The 21,974-nt window shown below is 68.3% G+C and carries 15 protein-coding genes; 9 read left to right on the forward strand and 6 right to left on the reverse strand.

Annotation, left to right across the window (positions count from 1 at the left end; translation table 11 throughout):
- Positions 1 to 14: 14 nt before the first annotated feature.
- The gene (mltA, locus tag ACSQ27_RS19690; RefSeq protein WP_436157169.1) at positions 15 to 1,256 is read right to left on the reverse strand and encodes a murein transglycosylase A; all 1,242 of its coding nucleotides are present in this window, start codon (positions 1,254 to 1,256) and stop codon (positions 15 to 17) included.
- Between mltA and ACSQ27_RS19695 the strand changes: the two genes are divergently transcribed.
- Positions 1,204 to 1,347, forward strand: coding sequence for a hypothetical protein (locus tag ACSQ27_RS19695; RefSeq protein ID WP_436157170.1), 144 nt, complete (start codon positions 1,204 to 1,206; stop codon positions 1,345 to 1,347). The genes mltA and ACSQ27_RS19695 overlap by 53 nt on opposite strands.
- A gap of 2 nt (positions 1,348 to 1,349) precedes the next feature.
- On the opposite strand, the gene ACSQ27_RS19700 is transcribed toward ACSQ27_RS19695, so the two are convergent.
- The 4 genes from ACSQ27_RS19700 to ACSQ27_RS19715 are packed head-to-tail and all read right to left on the reverse strand — an operon-like array spanning position 1,350 to position 9,110.
- On the reverse strand, positions 1,350 to 1,976 hold the full coding sequence (locus ACSQ27_RS19700) for a response regulator transcription factor (protein ID WP_436157171.1): 627 nt from the start codon (positions 1,974 to 1,976) through the stop codon (positions 1,350 to 1,352).
- A 9-nt stretch (positions 1,977 to 1,985) separates the two neighbouring features.
- Entirely contained in the window at positions 1,986 to 4,073 is a 2,088-nt protein-coding gene (locus ACSQ27_RS19705; protein WP_436157172.1) for a two-component system sensor histidine kinase NtrB, read from the reverse strand.
- A gap of 13 nt (positions 4,074 to 4,086) precedes the next feature.
- A complete protein-coding gene (locus ACSQ27_RS19710) occupies positions 4,087 to 4,893 on the reverse strand; it encodes a carbon-nitrogen hydrolase family protein (protein ID WP_436157173.1) in 807 nt (268 codons plus the stop codon).
- A 2-nt stretch (positions 4,894 to 4,895) separates the two neighbouring features.
- The gene (locus tag ACSQ27_RS19715; RefSeq protein ID WP_436157174.1) at positions 4,896 to 9,110 is read right to left on the reverse strand and encodes a YhdP family protein; all 4,215 of its coding nucleotides are present in this window, start codon (positions 9,108 to 9,110) and stop codon (positions 4,896 to 4,898) included.
- A gap of 73 nt (positions 9,111 to 9,183) precedes the next feature.
- Between ACSQ27_RS19715 and glnE the strand changes: the two genes are divergently transcribed.
- The 8 genes from glnE to ACSQ27_RS19755 all read left to right on the forward strand — a co-directional run bounded on the left by glnE (position 9,184) and on the right by ACSQ27_RS19755 (position 21,444).
- Entirely contained in the window at positions 9,184 to 11,955 is a 2,772-nt protein-coding gene (glnE, locus tag ACSQ27_RS19720) for a bifunctional [glutamate--ammonia ligase]-adenylyl-L-tyrosine phosphorylase/[glutamate--ammonia-ligase] adenylyltransferase (protein WP_436157175.1), read from the forward strand.
- Between the two features lie 45 nt (positions 11,956 to 12,000).
- Positions 12,001 to 12,759: a CerR family C-terminal domain-containing protein gene (locus tag ACSQ27_RS19725; RefSeq protein ID WP_436157176.1), complete on the forward strand. Its 759-nt coding sequence runs from the start codon at positions 12,001 to 12,003 to the stop codon at positions 12,757 to 12,759.
- Positions 12,746 to 14,278, forward strand: coding sequence for an efflux transporter outer membrane subunit (locus tag ACSQ27_RS19730; RefSeq protein WP_436157177.1), 1,533 nt, complete (start codon positions 12,746 to 12,748; stop codon positions 14,276 to 14,278). Before ACSQ27_RS19725 ends, ACSQ27_RS19730 begins: the two co-directional genes overlap by 14 nt.
- Positions 14,279 to 14,304: 26 nt before the next feature.
- Positions 14,305 to 15,495, forward strand: a complete 1,191-nt coding sequence (locus tag ACSQ27_RS19735; protein ID WP_436157178.1) for an efflux RND transporter periplasmic adaptor subunit — start codon at positions 14,305 to 14,307, stop codon at positions 15,493 to 15,495.
- Between the two features lie 10 nt (positions 15,496 to 15,505).
- Entirely contained in the window at positions 15,506 to 18,628 is a 3,123-nt protein-coding gene (locus ACSQ27_RS19740; RefSeq protein ID WP_436157179.1) for an efflux RND transporter permease subunit, read from the forward strand.
- 143 nt (positions 18,629 to 18,771) lie between these two features.
- Positions 18,772 to 19,818, forward strand: coding sequence for an SDR family oxidoreductase (locus tag ACSQ27_RS19745; protein WP_436157180.1), 1,047 nt, complete (start codon positions 18,772 to 18,774; stop codon positions 19,816 to 19,818).
- A gap of 127 nt (positions 19,819 to 19,945) precedes the next feature.
- Positions 19,946 to 20,173 (forward strand): acyl carrier protein, encoded by a 228-nt coding sequence (locus ACSQ27_RS19750; protein WP_436157181.1) that lies wholly within the window; start codon positions 19,946 to 19,948, stop codon positions 20,171 to 20,173.
- Positions 20,174 to 20,199: 26 nt separating this feature from the next.
- A complete protein-coding gene (locus ACSQ27_RS19755; protein ID WP_436157182.1) occupies positions 20,200 to 21,444 on the forward strand; it encodes a beta-ketoacyl-[acyl-carrier-protein] synthase family protein in 1,245 nt (414 codons plus the stop codon).
- Here the strand turns inward: ACSQ27_RS19755 and rfaE2 are convergent, their stop codons facing one another.
- Positions 21,445 to 21,951 carry a D-glycero-beta-D-manno-heptose 1-phosphate adenylyltransferase gene (rfaE2, locus tag ACSQ27_RS19760; protein ID WP_436157183.1) on the reverse strand — a complete coding sequence of 169 codons (507 nt, stop codon included), beginning with the start codon at positions 21,949 to 21,951 and terminating at the stop codon, positions 21,445 to 21,447. It abuts the gene before it with no gap.
- Positions 21,952 to 21,974 lie beyond the last annotated feature (23 nt).

Genomic DNA, 21,974 nt, shown 5'->3' on the forward strand with positions numbered 1-21,974 from the left:
TCCTGAAGAAAGGTTCAGCGGGGCCAGAGCACCCACAGCCGCAGCGGCTGGTTCATGCGCGCGGCGAACTGGCCGGCCTCCGGCCCGGTGCCAGCGAAATAGTCGGCCCGCACCGCGCCCACGATGGCGCTGCCGGTGTCTTGCGCCAGCACCAGTTTTTGCAGGCTGCCGGCCGCGCCGCGAGAGGCCAGCCACACCGGTGTGCCGTAGGGAATGCTGCCCGGGTCGACCGCGATGGAGCGTCCCGGCGTGAGCGCCACGCCCTGCGCGCCCTTGGGGCCGAAGGCCGTGTCGAGTTCGCTCAGGGGCTGCTCCTGGAAAAAGGTGTAGCGCGGGTTGCTCCAGAGCATTTGCTGCACGCGTTGTGGAGGATTTTTGGCGGCCCAGGCCTTGGTGGACTCGACCCAGGGCGCCGTCATGCGGCCCTCGCCCTGGTCCAGCAGCCATTGGGTGACGCTGCGAAAGGGCTGTTCGTTGGAGCCGGCATAGGCCACGCGCACCATGCGCTGCGAGCCGTCGGCCTCGGTCAGGCTGAGCCGGCCCGAACCCTGGATGTGCAGCGACATCGCCTCGACCGGGTCGGCCAGCCAGGCGATCTCGCGGCCGCGCAACGCAGCCCTCGCTTCGGGTGAGGTCTCGATCTCCTGCCGCGAGAACCAGGGCTTGCGGCTGGCCAGCGAGGCCGGCGGGCGGTACAGCGGCACCTCGTAGCCCGCGCCGGCCTGGCGGCTGGCCTTGAGCACGGGCTCGTAATAACTGGTCAGCAGCCCGTCGGCCGCGCCCTGCAGGCTCTCGACCCGGTAGGGCTGCAAGCGGCTCACCATCCAGTTGCGCTGCGCGTCGGGCGACGCGATGCTCAGGCGGCGCACCTCGGCGCACAGGGGCGCGAAGACCGGGCCCGGCCGCTCACAGCTCTTGAGCCAGGCGTTCCAGGCCTCGAACAGTGCATCTTCCTCAAAGCCCGGCAACTCGGCCCAGCGGACCGCCACCCAGCGGCTTTTGCCCTGGACCAGCGGCGCGGGCAAGGGACCCGAATCGCCGGGGCGGCTGCCGGCCGCCGTGGGCTCCCCCTGCGGCGCCGATGAAGGCGGCAGCGGCGGGCTGGCGCAAGAAGCCAGCAAGGCCGTGATGGCGATAATCGTCCCAAGCCGAATGGAGCGTTTTTCATGCCCGGCGCGTATCGACGGTATCCAAGGAAATGTCATGGCCTTACTTTTGCTGGAAGCCCTGGGGGCGTTGCTGCTGCTGGTGTTCATTGTGTGGTGGACGATGTTCTCGGGCCGCAAGAACGGCGAACTGAAGGAGCCGGAACAGCCGGCGCCCGGCGAAGAACCCGGTAAAAAATAAGGCTACAGGTTGCGCAACAGGTTGGCGAGTTCCACCGCCGATTTGACACCCATTTTGTCAAACACCCGCGCGCGGTGAACCTCCACCGTGCGCACGCTGATGTCCAGCTGGTCCGCGACCAGCTTGTTGGGCAGGCCGCCCACCACCAGCCGCATCACGTCGCGCTCGCGGTCAGTGAGGCCGTCGATACGCGCCTGCAGGCCGGTGGACTCGCTGTGCTGCGCCAGCGCCGCGGCGGAATGCTTGAGCGCCTGCTCGATGCGGTCCACCAGCGCGTTATCCGAGAACGGTTTTTCACAAAAATCGAAGGCGCCGCGCTTGACGGCGTCGACGGCGGTGGGAACGTCGGCATGGCCGGTGAGGAAGATCACCGGCAGCGTCGGCAGCAGGCCGTAGCCGATGAGTTTTTCAAACATGGCCAGCCCGCTCAGGCCCGCCATGCGCACGTCCAGCAGCACGCAGGAGGGCGAGCGCACCTCGAAGCGCGTGGACACCCGGGCGTCGAAAGCCTCGGCGCTGTCGAAGGTTTCGCTCAGCAGGCGGCGCGAGCGCAGCAGCCAGGCCAGCGCGTCGCGCACGCTGGCGTCGTCGTCGACGATGTAGACGGTGGCATTGTGGATCGGTTCCATGGCTGTCCTTCAGGCTTGCGATGATGCGTCGTCCCGGGCCGGCGCCGCGGGCAGGGTGAAACTGAAAATCGTACCCTGCGGTTCGGCCGCTTCAAATCCGAGGAAACCGCCGTGCTGTTCTATCACGGTGCGGCACAGGCTGAGCCCCAGGCCCATGCCCTCCTCCTTGGTGGTGAAAAAGGGCGTGAAGAGGCGCTCCGCGACGTCCCCGGCAATGCCCTCGCCGCGGTCGATCACCGCGAACTCGACCCAGCGGCTGTGCGCGTTGGAAGCAGCGGGGCGTATGCGCAGGGTCAGCACCTTTTCGGCCTGCTGCGCCGCGCCGCCGGCCGGCTCCGCGCCTTCCGGCTGCCCATGCATGGCCTGCATGCCGTTGCGCGAGAGGTTGAGCAGCACCTGCTCGACCATGGTGCGGTCGCACAGCACGGGCTCGCAGGCCGGGTCGACCTCGATCACCACGCGCACGCCGAGCTTGCGCGCCTGCAGGCTCACCAGCGGCATGATGGCGTCGAGCAGCGCGCGCGGCTGCACCGCCTCGCGCACCTGGTCGCGCCGGCGCACGAAGTCGTGCACGCTTTTGATGACCTTGCCGGCACGCTCGGCCTGCTCGGCGATGCGGCGCATGGCCAGCTGCAGGTCTTCGGACAGCGGCGCCGGCGTCGGGGCGGCGGCGTGGGCCCGCTCGCCGGTTTCGTCCTGCAGCAGGTTGAGCGAGCCTGTGGCGTAGCTGGAGATCGCCGCCAGCGGCTGGTTGAGCTCGTGGCTCAGCAGCGAGGCCATTTCGCCCACCATGGCCAGCCTGGCGGTGGCCTGAAGGCGGTCCTGGCTGGCGCGCGAGAGCTCCTCGACGCGGCGCTGCTCGCTCACGTCGAGGATGGCGCTCATCCAGCCGGTGTGCTTGCCCACCGCGTTGATCAGCGGCGCTTCCATGATCAGCACCGGAAAGCGCGTGCCGTCGCGCCGCATGAACACCGACTCATGGCCTTCACGCGGCAGGTTGCTGCCCGCCAGACGGATCTCCTGGCGCTGCTGGTAGACGCCGGCGAGCTCCGGCGGCCAGTAGGGCGAAGGAAAACTCTGGTTCAGCAAATCCTTGGCTTCGACGCCCACCATCTTGCAGAACGCCGGGTTCACGTAGGTGATGCGCCCCTGCAGGTCGCGCGCGCGCAGGCCCGTGAGCACCGAGTCTTCCATGGCCTTGCGAAAGGCCAGCGCCTCACCCAGGTCGTGCTCGACCTTGAGCCTGCGCCGCATGTCCCGGGCCAGCAGGAAGAGCACCGCCATCAGCGCCAGCGACATGGCGGTCACCAGCGCCGTCAGCACGTTGGGAAACAGGGCCGGCGTGCCCAGGCGGCTTTCCATCCGGACCACCAGCGTGTTGCCCGGCAAATCGAGCAGCTGCTGCGCGATGTAGATGCGGTTGCCGCGCGAGGGCACGCCGTGCAGCGCCAGCCGCGTGCCGTCGGCTTCGGTGAAAGACAGGCCGACGCCGCGCGCCAGCTGCCGGCCCACCAGCTCGCCCAGGATGTCCTGCAGTGAATAGGTGGCGACGGTGTAGCCGGTGAGGCGGCCGGCCACCACGATGGGCAGGCACATGTCCAGCACCTCCAGGCCCAGGCCGTCGGGCTGCGGCATGAAATAGCTGGTGGAGTAGGCCGAGCCGCTCAGGCGTCGGGCGGTGGTGCAGGTCAGGGCCACGTCGGCCTGCATGCCCGCCCTGCCGATCCGCTCGAACACCGAGGTGCGGTAGGGCGTTTCGACAAAGGCCAACACGTCCAGCGACTCGCTGCGCCACTCGAGCCGCATGATCTCGCGGTGCTCGCGCAGCACTTCGCTAGCCGGCGCATGCCATGCCCCGGGGGAGCGTTCGCCGGACTGCAGCGCCTGGAAGGTCTGGATGTTGCGCGTCAGGCCCGAACGGATGTCGGTGACGGTTTCAGCGGCATCGTGCTCGAGCCGGCTTTGCACCATGCTGGATTCGTAGCGCCCCGCAAGCCACACCAGGATGCCCAGCAAAGCCGCGACCAACACCAGCAGCAGGGCCCACAGCGACCAGCGCCGGCTGGCCCGGCTCACGTTGATGCGCGGAAACTTCACGCCCGGCGGCTCCTCACAGCACGCAGTGGCGCAAGGCCGGCAGGCGGTCGCGCACGCCCTGCAGGTTGGCGGCCTGGACTTCGGCCATCACCACCCCCGCGCCCTCTTCGCGCGCAGCCAGGATCTGGCCCCAGGGATCGACGGCCATGGTGTGGCCCCAGGTATGGCGCCCGTTTTCGTGGGTGCCGCCCTGGGCCGCCGCCAGCACGTAAGCCTGGTTTTCGATGGCCCGCGCGCGCAGCAGGATTTCCCAGTGCGCCTGGCCGGTGGTGTAGGTGAAGGCGCTGGGCACCAGCAGCACGTCGGCCTTCAAGGCGCGGTAGAGCTCGGGAAAGCGCAGGTCGTAGCAGACGCTCATGCCTATGGTGTAGGTGTGGCCGTCGCGCGAGGCCAGCTCGAAGCGCACGGGCTGCGCGCCGGGCTCCAGCACGCGCCTTTCGTCGTAGTCTTCCTGGCCCTGGGCGAAACGGAACAGGTGGATCTTGTCGTAGCGGGCCGCGCATTCGCCCGAAGGTGCGTAGGCCAGCGAGCAGTTGCGGGCGCGGGCCGGGTCGGCCGTGGCCATGGGCAGGGTGCCGCCGACGATCCAGAGCCCGAGTTCGCGCGCCGACCGGCTCAGGAAATCCTGGAGGGGGCCCTGGCCGGGCGTTTCCTGGAACTGCAGCTTGTCGGTGTCCTTGCGGCCCATGATGCAGAAATACTCGGGCAGCACGGCCAGCTCGGCGCCCTGCGCCGCGGCCTGCCCGAGCAGCTGGTGCGCCACCTCGAGGTTGTCCTCGATGCGGGTGCCCGACACCATTTGAACAGCGGCTACTTTCATGGTCAGCGCGTCTCCGTGGAAGCCTGGCTGGGCTTGTTGTCGGCCTGGGCCTTGCGGTCCAGCTTGGTGACCCGGGGGTCGGACCAGGTGCCGTCGATGTGGAACTCCTGGGTCGCCGCCTGCATCAGGGGCCGGCGCAAAAACATCTGCGCCAGGAAGCTGCCCAGGCCGATGGCCGGGTTGATGGCGGTGGCGATCAGCGAGGCCGTGCCGGCGTTGATTTCCGGCACCACCACGACCTTGATGTCCTGCGTCTCCTTGGCGATGTCGGCCGAGCCTTCCATGAGCACGGCGGCGTTGACGCCGCGCATCTGCAGGTTGTTGGTGTAGGCCACGCCCTGGTTGATGTTGACGTCGCCGCGGACGAAATCGAAGGCGAAGCCTTCGGAGAAAACGTCGCGGAAATCCAGCGCCAGCCGCCGGGGCAGGGACTGCAGGCTCAGCACGCCCAGCAGCTTGGCGATGCCCGGGTCGGCCTTGACGAACTGCCCCGATTCGACGTTGACGTTGAACTGCCCGCTCATGGACGGGTAGTCAAAACTCAGGGGCGAGCCCACCCAGGCCACCTGGCCTTCGAGCTTGCCCTTGCCGCGGCGGATCACCTCGCCCATGCCGAAACGTTTGAGCAGCGCCCCCGAGTCGGAGATTTCCAGCTTGAAATTCATCACCGTGCGGCGGCGTTCGGCGGCCGTGCGCGCAGCGGCGCGGTTGGCGCCCGCCGCGGCGGCGGCCTGCGCGTTCAGCGCCACCCAGTTGCCGTTGGCCGTCAGCACGGCCTCGGGAAGGATCACGTTGAGCTTGTTCAGCCGCCATTCGCGCACGCCCTCGCGCGCCGCGGCCGACGCGCCGCGGTTGACGGCTTCGATCTCGACCCGGCCCAGCTTCTTGCCGCGCAGCTCCATGTCCTCCACAACGATGTCCAGGGCCGGGATGCTGGCGGGCTGCTCGTTCAGGATGGCTTCCACATCACTGGCGGTGCCGGGCTCCAGGCTCAGGCGCGAGAGCCGCGCGTAGACGCGCCCGGCGCCTATGCCGCCGGGCTGGCGGAATTCAACATAGCCGTTGAGTTCGGTCGCGTCGATGTTGGCGCGCCAGGTCAGGCCTTCGCGCGAGCCGCCGACCACCACGTTGTTGAGCTTGCGCCCCTCCACCACCAGCTCTTTGGCGCGTATGGCCATGGTGGTCGGCAGGTAGCTCATGGCGGCGGTCGCGGCAGCGCGGTTGAGCGCGGCGGATGCGGCCGGCGGGGCCGCCTGCAGCGTGCCGCCCACCGTCGAGTCGCCCAGCAGCTTCTGCCAGGCGTCGAGGTCGACGTGGGCCAGGTTGATGTTGGCGGCCACGCCGGCCTCCTGCAGCGGCACGGTCTCGCCCGGCTCCAGCCCCACGGCGATGCCGCCGCGAATCACGCGCGGTTCGGCGCCGCTCAGGTCGCGCACATAGACGATGGAGGCCGCGCGCCCGACCGAGACCGACATCTGGTCTTCGAGTTTTTGCCCCGGGGCCATGGAAGCCTGGAGCAGGGCGTTTTCAAAGCGCAGCGGCAGGGCCGCGTCGGCGGTCTTGTTCAGGGGCGCAGGCAGGTCCAGCGCCATGCCCTGCAGGCTGCTGATGACTGTCAGCTCCGGCATGCCGCGGCGAAAGCCGAGCGTTGCCGTGTAGGCCGTGCTGCCCGAGGCGTTTTGCGCCATGCGCGCCAGCGGGCCCAATTCCCTGGCCTGGCGCAAGCCTTCCGCGGTGACATTGCCCTGCGCCTTGAAGGTGGCGACGGTTTCCGTCTCGGCGCTGCCCGCGGCGCGCGGTTGTGAGCGCAGGCCGCCGTCAAAGCGCACATCGCCGCCCAGCAGCTTGGCCTGGCCGCCGGCGACGGAAAAGCCTTTTTCGCTGACGTTGACCACCCCCTTGAGTTTGGCCAGCATGGGTGCCGTGGCCGCGAACTGCACGTCGTTGCCGGGCAGCGTGACGCTGCCCTCCACGCGGGATTTGTCGATCGAATGGATGGGCAGCTCCAGGCGGAAGCGGTAGTCGCCCGTGCCGGTGGCCGTGGCCCCGGCCAGCGCGTGGCTGGTCATGGCGCCCACCGGCGACTGGTTGACGAAGCCCAGCGCGTCGGCCAGCGCACCTTTGAGGTCGACGTTCACATTGACCGTCGAGTTGTGGGTCAGGTCCGGAATGCGCGCCTCGCCTTTGACCAGCTGCAGGCCCGGCAGGCCGGCGACCTTGCCGCTGGCGCCGTTCACTTCAAGCGCCGCGCGGTTGAAGACCAGTTCGCCGCCGAGCTCGGTCAGGGCCGGCCATGGCGCCGCGCCGGCCGGCTGCACGCTCTTGGGCACATAGGCGAAGTGGCCGTTGCGGATTTTCGCGGACACCCGGAAGTCCCCTTGCGCGGGGTTGGTGAAAGGCAGGTGCTCGAGCGGGCCCTTGACCTTGAACTTCACGTCGCTGACCTGGCCCTGCACCACCGCATCGCGCACGTAGTGGCGGACGGGGTCGGGCAGCACCAGCGGCAGGTAGCGGTGCACGCGCGTGCCGTCGCCCCGGCTCAGGCTGCCCTGCAGGTCGAGCACGCCGGGGAAGCGGTGGTCGGGCGCGCCCACGGCAGGCGCCGGGCCGGCGGCGTCCTGGGTGCGCCAGCTGACCTGCGCCTCCCCCTCGGCGTCCGCATTGGCGAATTGCAGGTTGCGCAGCTGGGCCTCGATTTTCCGGCCCGAGAATTTCCATTGGGCATCGACGGCCAGCTGGTCAAACGGCACCAGCGAGTCCTCAAACACGCCGGGCAGGTCGAGCGCGCCATTGGCGATCCTGACCTTGGCCTGCCCGCCGTCCTGCGTGAAGTCGAAGTCGATCGCGGCGCCGCTGATGCCCGGCCGGCCGGGCATGGCATGCGGCGCGGATGCCGCGGCGGCCGGCGCCGGCAGCGCGGCAACGCTCAGGCCCGCAACCCGGCCTTTCGCGGCATAGCTGCTGGGCGCGGCCATGGTCCCCTGCCAGCGCGCCTCGACGGCCTCCACCAGCCCCTTGGGCGCGAAGGAAGTGATGAAGCCGTGCGTGGCGGCATCCAGCGGCAGGCGGTTGGCGATCTGCGCGAGCGCGGCCAGGTCAAGCTTGTCGGCCTTGAGTTCCGTGTGCTGCGGCGCGCCGGCCTCATCGCCGGTGTGCACCAGAGTCACGTTGCCGCCGGGCCACTGCAGGCCGTCACGGGTGCGAAAGCGCAGGCCCTCGGTGTTGAAGTCAAACCCGTTGGCGCGCTGGCTGCCGCCTATGCGTCCCGCGACGGATTCGAAAGCCAGCGGCTGGAGCTTGGTGCCGAAGCGGGCATCCACGTCCCGCAGCGCCACGTCGGCCGTCCCGCCGGTGATCCGGCCCTTGTTCACGTCGGCCCAGGCGCGCAGCGCGCCGTTGCCGCGCGCCAATTCCACGCCCAGCGTGTCCACGCTGACGTATTGCCGCACGCGGGAAGCGTCGACGCGGCCGAATTCGGCGAACAGCTGCCCGGTCCAGGTGTCGAAGTCGCCGGCGCCGCCCGACAGCAGGGATTGGCGGAACATGCCCCTGACGCTGAAACGGTCACCCCATTCCGCGGGCGGCGTGGCGTCCAGGCGCAGCAGGTGCCGGCGGTGCGCGTTGCGCATCACCCAGTCGACCTGCGTGAGCGCCAGCGGCGGCGCGCCTTGCAATTCGTCGGTCCAGCGCACGGTACCGCCGCGCATGACAAATTCGGTTTGCGAGAAAAACCAGTCGGCCGCGGCGCTCTCGCCGCCCGCCCGGTCCTGCGAGACGTCCAGGCCGCCCACATAGATTTTTCCGTTCGCGGCGCGGCGGATGTCCAGCTCGGGCTTGTCGATGGAGATCTGCTCAAAGCCCAGTCCCCAGATGGAGGAGGGCGACAGGGCGCCGAGCACGCGCGGCAGCCTCAGGGCTTCGCGGCCCTGCGCGTCCAGCAGGGTGACGTCGCGCAGCTCGAAGGACGGGATCATCCCCTGGGTGTGCGCGGTGATGGCACCGATGCGGACAGGCACCCCCAAAGCCTTGCTGGCCTCTATTTCCAGGCGCGGACGGAATTCGCCGATTCGCGGCACAATCCAGCCATGCAGCACGAACCAGCTCAGGCCAAAGAGCAGCCAGGCCGCGGCGACAAGCCACAACAACACGCGCAGGATGAAGGCAAGCCATTGCAGGCGGCGCGACGGCAGGGTGGACGGACTGGGGATCGTTGGCATTGACCAGAGAATTATGACCGCCGGCGCCCTTATCCGCCCGGCGGGGACCCATGAAGTTTTGTGAAGTAGTGTGATGACCGTTGCTCTGACCGCCAGCCCTGACTCTCCTTCCGCCGCCGGATCGGCTGCACCGGGCGCGTCAGGCTATTCCCGCTTCGTCCAGCGCGTTCGCCGCCGCTATGCCGAATGGCTTGCGTTGCTGCCTCCCGGCGCACCGGTGCGCGCTGGCATGCAGTTCGCCCTGGACGCGTTGCTGGCGCGGGGCCTGGAAACCGGCGCCGCGCTGCGGGTGCTGCGCCAGCTGGTCATGGAAAGGCTGGTGGTGCTCGACTGTGACGGCGCCTGCGAACACCAGGCGCCGCTGTCCGTGGTGACGCGGGCCATGACCGAACTGGCGGAGCTCGCCCTCGACGTCGCGATGCAGGACTCGGCCAGAACGCTCGACGCCCAGCACGGCGCGCCGCAGGGCCCCGACGGGGTGCGGGCCCAGATGTGGGTCGTCGGCATGGGCAAGCTGGGGGCGCGCGAGCTCAACGTCTCCAGCGACATCGACCTGATCTACGTGTATGACCACGACGGCGAAACTGCCGGGCGCGCCGACGGGCGCGGCCAGATATCAAACCACGAATACTTCGCGCACCAGGTCAAGGCCGTCTTCAGCCTGATCGGCGACGCCACCGAGCACGGTTTTGTGTTCCGGGTGGACCTGGCGCTCAGGCCCAACGGCAATTCCGGGCCGGCTGCCGTCTCGCTCAGCGCGCTGGAAGAGTATTTCCAGGCGCAGGGCCGCGAATGGGAGCGTTTCGCCTGGCTCAAGAGCCGGGTGGTGGCGCCGCTGGAGTGCATACAGAGCGGCTCCGCCCAGGCCCTGCGCGGCTCGGTGCTGCCCTTCGTGTTCCGGCGCTACCTCGACTACAACGTGTTCGACGCGCTGCGCACCCTGCACCGGCAGATCCGCGAGCACGCGGCCAAGCGCTGCGCCGGCCATCCCGAGCGCGCCAACGACGTCAAGATGTCGCGCGGCGGCATACGCGAGATTGAATTCACCGTGCAGCTGCTGCAGGTGGTGCGCGGCGGGCAGTTTCCGGAACTGCGCACCCGCCCCACCGTCGACGCCCTGCAGCGCGTGGCCCGCGCGGGCCTGATGCCGCAGGAAACCGCCGACGCGCTGGCGCGGGCCTACGATTTCCTGCGCCGGGTGGAGCACCGCATCCAGTACCTGGACGACCAGCAGACCCACGTGCTGCCGACACGCGACGACGACCTGGCCTGGATCGCGGAGACGCTGGGCTACGGCAACTGCTGCCCTTTCCTCAGCGAACTCGACGCGCACCGCGAACTGGTGGCCGGCGAGTTCGACAAACTGCTGGGCGGCAAGCCCGACTGCAAGGGCTGCGGCGGCAAGGCCAAGGCCCCGCCGCAGCAGCTCGACGACCTGCTGGATCAGCTCTCCGAACAATGGCCCGAGCAGTTCCGCGCCCGCCTGGCGCTGTGGCGCCAGCATCCCCGGGTGCTGGCCCTACGCGAGGATTCGCGCGCGCGCCTGACGCGGCTGGTGCAGCGCACTGCGGCCTGGCTGGCCGAGGGCGCGGTGACCGAAGAAGCGGCCGTGCGCATCATCGACTGGATAGAGCCCCTGCTCAGGCGGGAAAGCTACCTGGCACTGCTGCTGGAGCGGCCGGCCGTGCATGAGCGCCTGCTGCGCCTGCTGGGCGCGGCCAAGTGGCCCGCCCGCTATTTGCTGCAGCACCCCGGCGTGATCGACGAACTGGCCAGCGACGAGTTGCTCAAGGAGCGCTTTGACGGCGCGGCCTTCGCCCGCGACGTGGAGCAGCGGCTGGCAGCCCTGCGCAGCACCGGCGAGGACGACGAGGAAACCTGTCTGAACCTGCTGCGCCGCGCCCACCACGCGGAGGTCTTCCGCACGCTGGCGCGCGACCTCGAAGGCGTGCTCACGGTCGAGCAGGTGGCCGACGACCTGAGCGCGCTGGCCGAAGCCGTGCTGGACATCACCACCCGCTGGTGCTGGCAGCGCCTGAAAAACCGGCATCGCGAGACACCGCAGTTCGCCATCATTGCCTACGGCAAGCTGGGCGGCAAAGAGCTGGGCTACGGCAGCGACCTGGACATCGTGTTCGTCTACGAGGACGAGGACGAGCGCGCGCCCGAGGTCTATGCGGCCTTTGTGCGCAAGCTGATCAACTGGCTGACCATCAAGACCGGCGAAGGCGACCTGTTCGAGATCGACACGGCCTTGCGCCCCAACGGCAATTCGGGCCTGCTGGTCACGAGCTTCGAGGCCTACACCCGCTACCAGCAGCAGCGCGGCAGCAACACCGCCTGGACCTGGGAGCACCAGGCCATGACGCGTGCGCGCTGCGTGCTCGGCGGCGATTTGCTGCGCCAGCGCTTCGACCAGGTGCGCGAAACCGTCATCACGGCGCCGCGCGACACCACGGCGCTGCGCGGCGAAATCGTCGCCATGCGCGAGAAGGTGCGCAGCGCGCGCCCGGTGCGAGGCGACAAATTCGACGTGAAACACAGCCCCGGCGGCATGGTGGACGCCGAGTTCGCAGTGCAGTTCCTGGTGCTGTCCGAGTCCGCCCGGCATCCGGAGCTGATCGCCAACGTGGGCAACATCTCCCTGCTGCAGCGCGCCGAGGCCGCCGGCCTGCTGCCGGCCGGCGTAGGCCAGCGTGCCGCCGCCGCCTACCGCGAACTGCGGCGCGTGCAGCACCACGCGCGCCTCAACGAAGAGCCGACCCAGGTCAGCCCGCCGGCGCTCCAGGCCGAGTGCGACGCCATCCGGCAGCTGTGGATTTCCACCTTCAAATCAAACGACTGATTTAATTCAATCATTTGTTTGATTCATGTGCTCTAATGCGGGCACATGAATGCCGATCCCCGCCCCAAAACAGCCTCGCGCGCCGCCGGCCCAGAAGGCGAAACCCGCAAGCAGCGCTCCGACGGCGCCCACGCCAGGGCGCACCTGCTGCACACGGCGCTGCGCCTGTTCTCCGAAAAAGGCTTTGCCAAGACCTCGATACGCGACATTGCCCAGGCCGCGGGCGCCAACGTGGCGGCCGTCAGCTATTACTTCGGCGACAAGGCCGGGCTCTACCGCGCGGTGTTCACCGAGCCGCTGGGCAGCGCGCGCGACGACATCGCGCTGTACAACCAGCCGCACTTCACGCTGCGCCAGTCGCTGGAGGGATTTTTCTCGGGTTTCCTGGAACCCCTGCGCCAGGGGGAGCTGGTACAGCTCTCGACCAAGCTGCATTTCCGCGAGATGCTGGAGCCCACAGGGCTCTGGGCCGAAGAAATCGACCAGGGCTTCAAGCCCGCGCACGCGGCACTGGTGAAGGTGCTGTGCCGCCACCTGGGGCTCAGCAAAGCCGATGACGAGGTGCACCGGCTGGCGTTTTCCATCACCGGCCTGGCGATCCACATGTTCATCAGCCGCGAGGTGGTGGACGCGATCCGGCCCCAGCTGTTCGGCGGGCCCGACGCGGTGGAGCAGTGGGCCGAGAGCCTGGTGGCGTACGCCGAAGCCATGGTGGCCGTCGAAACAGCACGCCGAAAACACCTCCCTGACCACTCCGCGGCCGGCACGCCGCGCCTGAAAACCGCAAGCCATGAAAAAACCTGATTTCCGGCGCGAGCCGTCCCGCCTGCCGGCGCTGGGGCTTCTGGCCGCCTGCGCACTGCTGCTGGCCGGTTGCGCCACAGACCTTTCTCCCCACAGCATGCCGGCCGCGCCGATTCCCACGCAGTGGCAGGCGCCCCTGCCGGCCGCGGCGCCGGGCACCACCGCAGCCCTGCCCCACGACGGCAGCCTGGCCGGGCTGTCCCGGTGGTGGGGACAGCAGAACGACCCCTTGCTGGTCGAGCTGATCATGGCGGCGGAAGCCGTCAGCCCCAGCGTCTCGACGGCGCGCTCCAACATCGAGCAGGCGCGGGCTTCGCGCACGGCCTCGGCTGCGGCGATGCTGCCCACGCTGGATGCCGTTGCCAGCGCCAGCCGCGGACGCTCGGCGCCGGTGAACCGCGCGACACCGCCGATTGCCACGACCCTGGACGCGGGCCTGCAGGCGTCGTGGGAAATCGACCTGTTCGGCCAGTACGCGGCCAGCCGCGATGCCGACCAGCAGCGCTTTGAAGGCTCACAGGCCACCTGGCATGCAGCCCGCGTGTCCATGGCCGCCGAAGTCGCGACGCAGTACTACAGCCTGCGCGCCTGCGAAAAGCTGCTGGAGGTCGCGCGCGCCGACGCCGCCTCGCGGGCCGAAACCGCGCGGCTCGCAGACCTGAGCACCAAGGCCGGATTCCAGGCGCCCGCCACCGCGGCCTTGGCCCGGGCCAGCGCCGCGGAAGGGCACGGCAACGCCATCCAGCAGCGCACGCTCTGCGACCTGGACATCAAGGCGTTGGTGGCGCTCACGGCGATCAATGAGCCCGCGCTGCGGCAAAAACTGGCCGCAGCGCCCGTCGACCTGACGCAGGAATCCATGGCGCCCGTGATCAGCGTGCCCGCCGAGGTGCTGGCCCAGCGGCCCGACATCTTCAATGCGGCGCGCGAGGTGGACGCGGCCCGCCTGGAAGTGGGCAGCGCCCGCGCGCAACGCTTTCCGAGGCTGAGCCTCAGCGGCTCGGTCTTCACCACCAAGTCCCGCACCAGCGCCTCGACACAGCGATTCGACACCTGGACGGTCGGGCCGCTGCAGCTGACGGTTCCGCTGTTTGACGGCGGCGCCAGCGAAGCCAATGTGGAGGCCGCCAAGGCGCGCTACGAGGATGCCGCGGCCCAGTACCGCGCCGCCGTGCGCAAGGCCGTGCAGGAAGTGGAGGAAGCGCTGGTCAAACTGCAAAGCACCGCCGAACGCAACGAAGATGCGCGGGGCGCGGCGCAGGGCTACCGCGCCTCGTTCACCGGCACCGAGGCCCGCTACAAGAGCGGGCTGGCCAGCCTGGTCGAACTCGAAGACGCCCGCCGCACGCTGCTGGCCGCGCAAAGCAATGTGGTCGCGCTGCAGCGCGAGCGCCGCAACGCCTGGGTCGCGCTGTACCGCGCGCTGGGCGGCGGCTGGACCACCACCGAGCCGCCGGTGCAGCCCCTGGCCTCGGATGTCTCGGCCCCCTCCACACCAGCAGCCATCACCGCGCCCTGAGGCCGCCACCCGATCATCCCGACACCATGACAGAGCCCTTGCACACCATGCCAAAACTCAAGCCCACCCCCTTTGCCATTGCCGTGATCGCCGCTGCCGTGCTGCTTGCGGGAGGCGCCGCGTTTTTCCTTTCCAGGTCGGAAGCCAAAGGCGATGTCAATCCCGAGGCCAAGCCGGCGCTGACCGTCGCCACGGCGCTGCCGCAGCCAATGACCTTGCCGGTCAAGCTCAGCGCCAACGGCAACATCACGGCCTGGCAGGAGGCCGTGATCGGCTCCGAATCCAACGGCCTGCGGCTGGTGCAGGTGCAGGCCAACGTCGGCGACCAGGTCAAGGCGGGCCAGGTGCTGGCGGTGTTCTCCGGCGACAGCGTGCTGGCCGACACCGCGCAGGCCCGCGCCAGCCTGATCGAGGCGCAGGCCAATGCGGCCGACGCCGCCGACAACGCGGCGCGCGCGCGCACCCTGGCCAGCTCCGGCGCGCTGAGCGAGCAGCAGATCAACCAGTACAACACCGCCGAGCAGACCGCCAAGGCGCGTGTCGAGGCGGCCAAGGCCGTGCTCGACGCGCAGCAGCTGCGCGGCAAGAACACCCAGGTGCTGGCACCCGACAGCGGCGTGATCTCCGCCCGCACCGCGACCGTCGGCTCGGTGGTGCCCCAGGGCACCGAACTGTTCCGCCTGATACGCGGCGGCCGCCTTGAGTGGCGCGCGGAAGTGACCTCGGCCGAGCTCGGGCGCATCAAGGCCGGCACGACGGCCAGGGTGGTGGCCGCCAGCGGCGCCGAACTCAAGGGCCGGGTGCGCATGATCGCTCCCAGCGTGGACCCGCAGACCCGCGCGGCGCTGGTCTACGTGGACCTGCCGGTTTCCGCCGGCATGGCGTCGCCGGCCAAGGCCGGCATGTTTGCCCGCGGCGAGTTCGAGCTGGGCGAGACGCCGGCGCTGACGGTGCCGCAGCCGGCGCTGGTGGTGCGCGACGGATTCAACTACCTGTTCCGGCTCAATGCCGACAACCGCATCAGCCAGCTCAAGGTGCAGACCGGCCGGCTGGCCGGGGACCGCATCGAGATCACGTCCGGCCTGGCCGCGGACGCGCGCATCATCGTCAGCGGCGCGGGTTTCCTGAACGACGGCGACCTGGTCCGGGTGAGCGATGCCGTCCCCGCCGCGCCGGCCGCGGCCTCCGCCAAGCCGGCGACGGCCGCCAGCAAATAAGGAGCAGGCCATGAATGTCTCCTCCTGGTCGATCAAGAACCCGATTCCGGCGGTCATGCTGTTTGTGCTGCTGACCTTTGCCGGCATGCTGTCCTTCAAGGCGATGAAGGTGCAGAACTTTCCCGACATCGACCTGCCGACGGTGACCGTGTCGGCCTCGCTGCCGGGTGCGGCGCCGGCGCAGCTTGAAACCGAAGTGGCGCGCAAGCTGGAAAACTCCATCGCGACGGTGCAGGGCCTCAAGCACATCTATACCAAGGTACAGGACGGCGGCGCGACCATCACCGCTGAATTCCGGCTCGAAAAACCGGTGCAGGAAGCCGTGGACGACGTGCGCGCCGCGGTGGCCAAGGTGCGCAGCGACCTGCCCGCCGACGTGCGCGAGCCGGTGGTCTCCAAGATGGACCTGGCGGGACAACCGGTGCTGGCCTTCACCATCCGCTCGGCGCGCATGGACGATGAAGCGCTTTCCTGGTTCGTCGACAACGAGGTCTCGCGCAAGCTGCTGTCCGTGCGCGGCGTGGGCGCCGTCAACCGCGTGGGCGGCGTCTCGCGCGAAGTGCGCGTCGCGCTGGACCCGTCGCGCCTGCAGGCGCTGGGCGCCACGGCGTCCGACATTTCGCGCCAGCTGCGCCAGGTGCAGACGGAAAGCGCCGGCGGACGCGCCGATCTGGGCGGCAGCGAGCAGCCCATGCGCACCCTGGCGACGGTGAAATCGGCCGCGGAACTGGCCGGCATCGAGCTGGCCCTGAGCGACGGCCGGCGCATACGCCTGGACCAGGTCGCCACCGTGACCGACACCACCGCCGAGCCGCGCGCGGCCGCGCTGCTGGACGGCAAGCCCGTGGTCGGCTTTGAAGTCGCGCGCAGCCGCGGCGAAAGCGAGGTCGCGGTGGGCGCAGCCGTGCAGGCGGCGCTGGCCGAACTCAAGCAGCAGCATCCCGACGTGGAGCTTGTCGAGGCCTTCAACTTCGTCAAGCCGGTGCAGGAAGAATACGACGGCTCCATGCACCTGCTCTACGAAGGCGGCATCCTGGCCGTGCTGGTGGTGTGGCTGTTCCTGCGCGACTGGCGCGCCACCTTTGTGTCCGCGGTGGCACTGCCGCTGTCGGTGATCCCGGCCTTCATCGGCATGCACCTGCTGGGCTTTTCCATCAACGTGATCACACTGCTGGCGCTGTCGCTGGTGATCGGCATCCTGGTGGACGACGCGATCGTCGAGGTGGAAAACATCGTGCGCCACCTGCGCATGGGAAAAACGCCGTATGAGGCCGCCATGGAAGCGGCCGACGAGATCGGCCTGGCCGTGGTGGCCACCACCTTCACGCTGATCGCCGTGTTCCTGCCGACCGCCTTCATGAGCGGCGTGGCCGGCAAGTTTTTCAAGCAGTTCGGCTGGACCGCCTCGCTGGCCGTGTTCGCCTCGCTGGTGGTGGCGCGCGTGCTGACGCCCATGATGGCGGCCTACATCCTCAAACCCGTGGTGGGCACGCACACCGATCCGGGCTGGATGAGGTGGTACATGCGCGCGGCCACCTGGTGCCTGCACCACCGCCTGAAGACCATGATCCTGGCCACACTGTTCTTCTTCGGCTCGGTGGCCTTGATCCCGCTGCTGTCCAAGGGCTTCATCCCGCCCGATGACAACTCGCAGACCCAGGTCTACCTGGAATTGCCGCCAGGCGCCACGCTGGCCCAGACCAAGGCCTCGGCCGAGCATGCGCGCCAGCTCATCGGCAAGGTCGAGCACGTCAAGAACGTTTACACCACCATAGGCGGCGGCACCGCCGGCGGCGACCCCTTCGCCATGCAGGGCGCGGCCGAAACCCGCAAGGCCACGCTGACCGTGCTGCTCGACGAGCGCAATGAGCGCCCGCGCAAGCAGGGCATCGAAAGCAAGATGCGCACGGCCCTCGAATCCCTGCCCGGCGTGCGCAGCAAGGTCGGCCTGGGCGGCTCCGGCGAAGCCTATATCCTGGTGCTCACGGCGGAAGACGCCAATGCCCTGCAGACCGCCGCGATGGCGGTGGAAAAGGACCTGCGCACCATTCCCGGCCTGGGCAATATTTCATCGAGTGCCAGCCTGGTGCGGCCTGAAATCGCCATCAAGCCGGACTTCGCCCGCGCCGCCGACCTGGGGGTGACCAGCGCCGCCATGGGCGAGACGCTGCGCATCGCCACGGTGGGCGACTATGAGGAATCGCTGCCCAAGCTCAACCTCTCGCAGCGCCAGGTGCCCATCGTCGTGAAGCTCGACGACGCGGCGCGCAAAGACCTCAGCGTGCTCGAGCGCCTGGCCGTGCCCAGCGTCAAGCCCGGCGTCGGCCCGGTCATGCTGGGGCAGGTGGCCACGCTGGAAGTCACCGGCGGGCCGGCGGTCATAGACCGCTATGACCGCTCGCGCAACGTCAAATTCGAGATCGAGCTGTCGGGCCGGGCCCTGGGCGACATCACCGAAGCCGTGAAGCTGCTGCCGGCCATCAAGAACCTGCCGGCGGGCGTCAAGGTGGTGGAAATCGGCGATGCCGAGGTCATGGGCGAACTGTTTGGCAGCTTTATCCTGGCCATGGCGACCGGCGTGCTCTGCATCTACATCGTGCTGGTGCTGCTGTTCAAGGACTTCCTGCACCCGGTGACCATCCTGGCGGCCCTGCCGCTGTCCCTGGGCGGCGCTTTCGTCGGCCTGCTGATCGCGCAAAAGAGCTTTTCCATGCCTTCGCTGATCGGCCTTGTCATGCTGATGGGCATCGCCACCAAGAATTCCATCCTGCTGGTGGAGTACGCCATCGTGGCGCGGCGCGACCACAATATGTCGCGCTGGGACGCGCTGCTGGACGCCTGCCACAAGCGCGCGCGGCCCATCATCATGACCACGCTGGCGATGGGCGCCGGCATGATGCCGATCGCGCTGGGCTTCGGTGCGGCCGACCCGAGCTTTCGCTCGCCGATGTCGATCGCCGTGATCGGCGGCCTGATCACCTCCACCGTGCTCAGCCTGTTGGTGGTGCCGGCGGTGTTCACTTATATCGACGACCTGGAGCATTTCATCCGACGCACCACCCGGCGGCTGCGCGGCCAGCGCGGCGACGCCAATCCGGCGGAAAACCCCGCGCCGGCGCCAACCGGGGAATAAACAACAGCCGGGCCGAGGACACCGCGCCAAAAGCCCGGCCAGCGTGCGATTGTGCTGATTTAGACGGGTTCGCCGACTGGGGTTTTGCGGCTCCGTCATGTGGGCTGGCTTATACTTGGGGGTTCAGCTTTACATTTCTTCACATGTCTAAACGCGTACTGCTTTCGGGCGCAACTGGCCTGATTGGCGGCGAGTTAATGCTTCTTCTGGCCGCGCGCGGCGTCTACAGCACCGCTGTGGTGCGCGCCGCCGATTCGAACCAAGCCCGTGACCGTCTCCTGGAGCGCCTGAAAAAGAGCGCTCTGTGGAAACCCGAATTCGCCGAGATGGTGTCCGCCGAGGCTGGCGACGTCATCGAACGCAATTTTGGCCTGAACACGGCCGTGCTGCAGTCCGCGGACGTGATCCTGCACTCGGCAGCCAGCACATCCTTCAAGCCCGGCGCAGGGGTTTACCCTATCAATATCAAGGCGGCTGAGCACTTTTCCGCCATCCTGAAAAACCTGAGCCCTTCGCAGCGCGGCTTTTTCGTCGGCACGGCTGCGGTCACCACCGAACCGCGCGGCGTGATCACGGAAGACATGCCTTTCGCCGGTTATGCCAACGATTACATCCGGTCCAAGCGCGATGCCGAAACCCTGTTGCGCGCCGGCGGCAGCCCCTTTGTCAGCCTGCGCCCCGGCATCGTGCTGTCGCGCGGCATCGACGACGCCAAGCTCTCGCGCAACATGCTGTGGTCGATTCCCGTGATGGCCGAGTTGGGAGACGTTCCGCTCGACCCGCTGGCCAAACTCGATTTCGCGCCGGTGGACTTCATCGCCGGCGCCTTCGCCGAGATGCTGCTCAAGGACCAGCTGGCGCACGACTGTTATCACGTGTCAACCGGCGAAGACTCCATGACGTTCAAGGCACTGGCCGATGAACTGACGGCCACCATGCCGGGCATCGGCAAGCTGGTGATGCGGGGGCGCGATTACGTGCCGACACCCAAATTCGCCCGCCAACGCTGGATGTTCGACGCACTGCAACCCTACCTGCCTTTTTTGACAGCCGATGCGGTGTTCAGCAACGCCCGTTTGCGTGCCGAAATCGGCGCGGCGGCCATTGCGCCGGCGCCCGTCAGTTATTTAGGGGAGCTCCTGGGAACGTTCAGCCTGTCGGATGCCGTCCGACAGATGTACACCCCCTGAAGCACAAAAACAACGCCACCGCTTTTGTAAAATAATCATGAGGTTTGAGCAATGGCCAGTCGTCACGGCGATGGTGGGACAATGACGCTTTGCATACATACGTACTGGTTGGGTGATGAATTCTGATTTGATCAATCTTTTTGCCGAGACATTTGGCATCAGCGAAGAAAAATTGCTGCCCGATGCCACGTTGGAAAGCCTCGGGCTGGACTCCCTGGCGGTCATTGAATTCCTCTTCCAGATCGAAGATCAGTTCGGCATCCAGATTCCCGACCAAGCCAATCCGCCCCGGACCCTGGCCGAAATGGTCCAGCTGATCGAGCCTTTGCTCCCATCGGGCAAGCCCGCCGCTTAAGCCCTGGCGGGCGCCCCAGGACCACCATGCGTCGCGTTGCCATCACGGGTCTGGGCGTCATCTCCGCCGTGGGGACCGGCACCCCGGCGTTTTTTGATTCATTGTTGTCCGCCCGCTCGGGCATCCGGACTGTCGACATTCCCTTTCCCACCGGCACCGAAAGCGTGCTGGCCGGCGCGATCGATTTTGATCCCGACCCCCATTTCCCCCGCGCCCGGCTGCTGACCATGGACCGCGTCAGCCAGTTTGCGCTGGTGGCGGCCCGCGAAGCCATGGCCCAGGCCGGCCTGGGCGATTCCACCTCCATGCACAACAGCTTCGCCGCCGAGCGCTTTGGCGTGTCCCTGGGCACGGGCAGCGGCGGCGCCAGCTCCACCGATGTGGCTTACACCGCCTTGCTGGAACAAAAGGTCGCACGCCTGCGCCCCATGACCGTCGTTCTGGCGATGCACAACGCCATTGCCGCCCACGTCTCGATGGAATTCGGCTTGAAAGGGCCGAGCAGCACCATCTCCAATGCCTGCGCCTCGTCGGCAACCTCCATCGGCGAGGCCTTCCGGCAGATACGCCACGGCTATGCCGACGCCATGCTGGCGGGCGGCTCGGAAGCGCTGCTCAACCGCGGCACCATCAAGGCCTGGCAAGCCATGCATACGCTGGCCAGGCCCCATGCCGACGGCCCCGAAACATCGTGCCGTCCATTCTCCGCCGACCGCAGCGGCCTGGTGCTGGCCGAAGGCGCGGCCATGCTGGTGCTCGAAGAATGGGAAAGCGCCAAACGCCGCGGCGCCACCATCCTGGCCGAACTCTGCGGCTACGCCTCCACCACCGACGCCCACCACCTGACGCAACCCGACGCCCAGGGCCAGGCGCGCGCCATGACGCTGGCGCTGGCGGATGCGCAGTTGCAAGCCTCGGACATCGGCTACCTCAATGCCCACGGCACCGCGACCGACGTGGGCGACGTGGTGGAAACCAGCGCCATCAAGCTGGCCTTCCAGGACCTGGCCGCTCACCTGCCCATCAGCTCCAGCAAAGGCGTGCACGGCCATGCCATGGGCGCGGCGGGTGCCATGGAATTCATTGCAAGCGTGATGGCCTTGCGCAGCGGGCAACTGCCGCCCACGGCCTTCCTGCACCACCCCGACCCGCGCTGCGACCTGGACTACGTCCCGCTGACGCCGCGCGGCGCCAAGGACCTGCGCGCGGTGATGTCCAACTCCTTCGCCTTCGGCGGCTCCAACGCCGTGCTGATCGCCAGATCAGCCTGATCAAGTGCCGCCCGGCACGGCCCTGATTTTTTTCACCAGCGCAGTCGTCGAATAGCCGTCCACAAACGGAATCGCCCGCGCATCGCCGCCATAGGCCCTGACCACCGCCGTTTCTGCGAGCCTGTCCATGTCGTAATCACCCCCCTTGACCAGCAAGTCGGGCCGCAGTTCCGTAATCAGCTCCAGCGGCGTGTCCTCGTCAAACCAGGTGACCAGGCTCACGGATTCCAGCGCTGCCATCATGACGGCGCGATCTTCCTCGTTATTGAGCGGCCGGTCCGGCCCCTTGCCGAGCCGCCGGGCCGAGGCATCGGAATTCAGGGCCACCACCAAGCTGCCGCCCAGCGCGCGGGCATGGGCCAGGTAAGTGGCATGCCCGCGGTGCAACACGTCAAACACGCCGTTGGTGAAGACGATGGGCCGGGGTAACGCGGCAAGGCGCCGCGGCGCCTCCTCGCGGGAGACGATTTTTTGCAGGAAGAGGGGGGGCTGGGGATCGCTGGGCATCCCGCGACTTTAACGGAAGGCCT

The organism is Polaromonas sp. LjRoot131, assembly GCF_964252805.1.
In the GTDB taxonomy this organism is placed as follows: domain Bacteria; phylum Pseudomonadota; class Gammaproteobacteria; order Burkholderiales; family Burkholderiaceae_C; genus Polaromonas.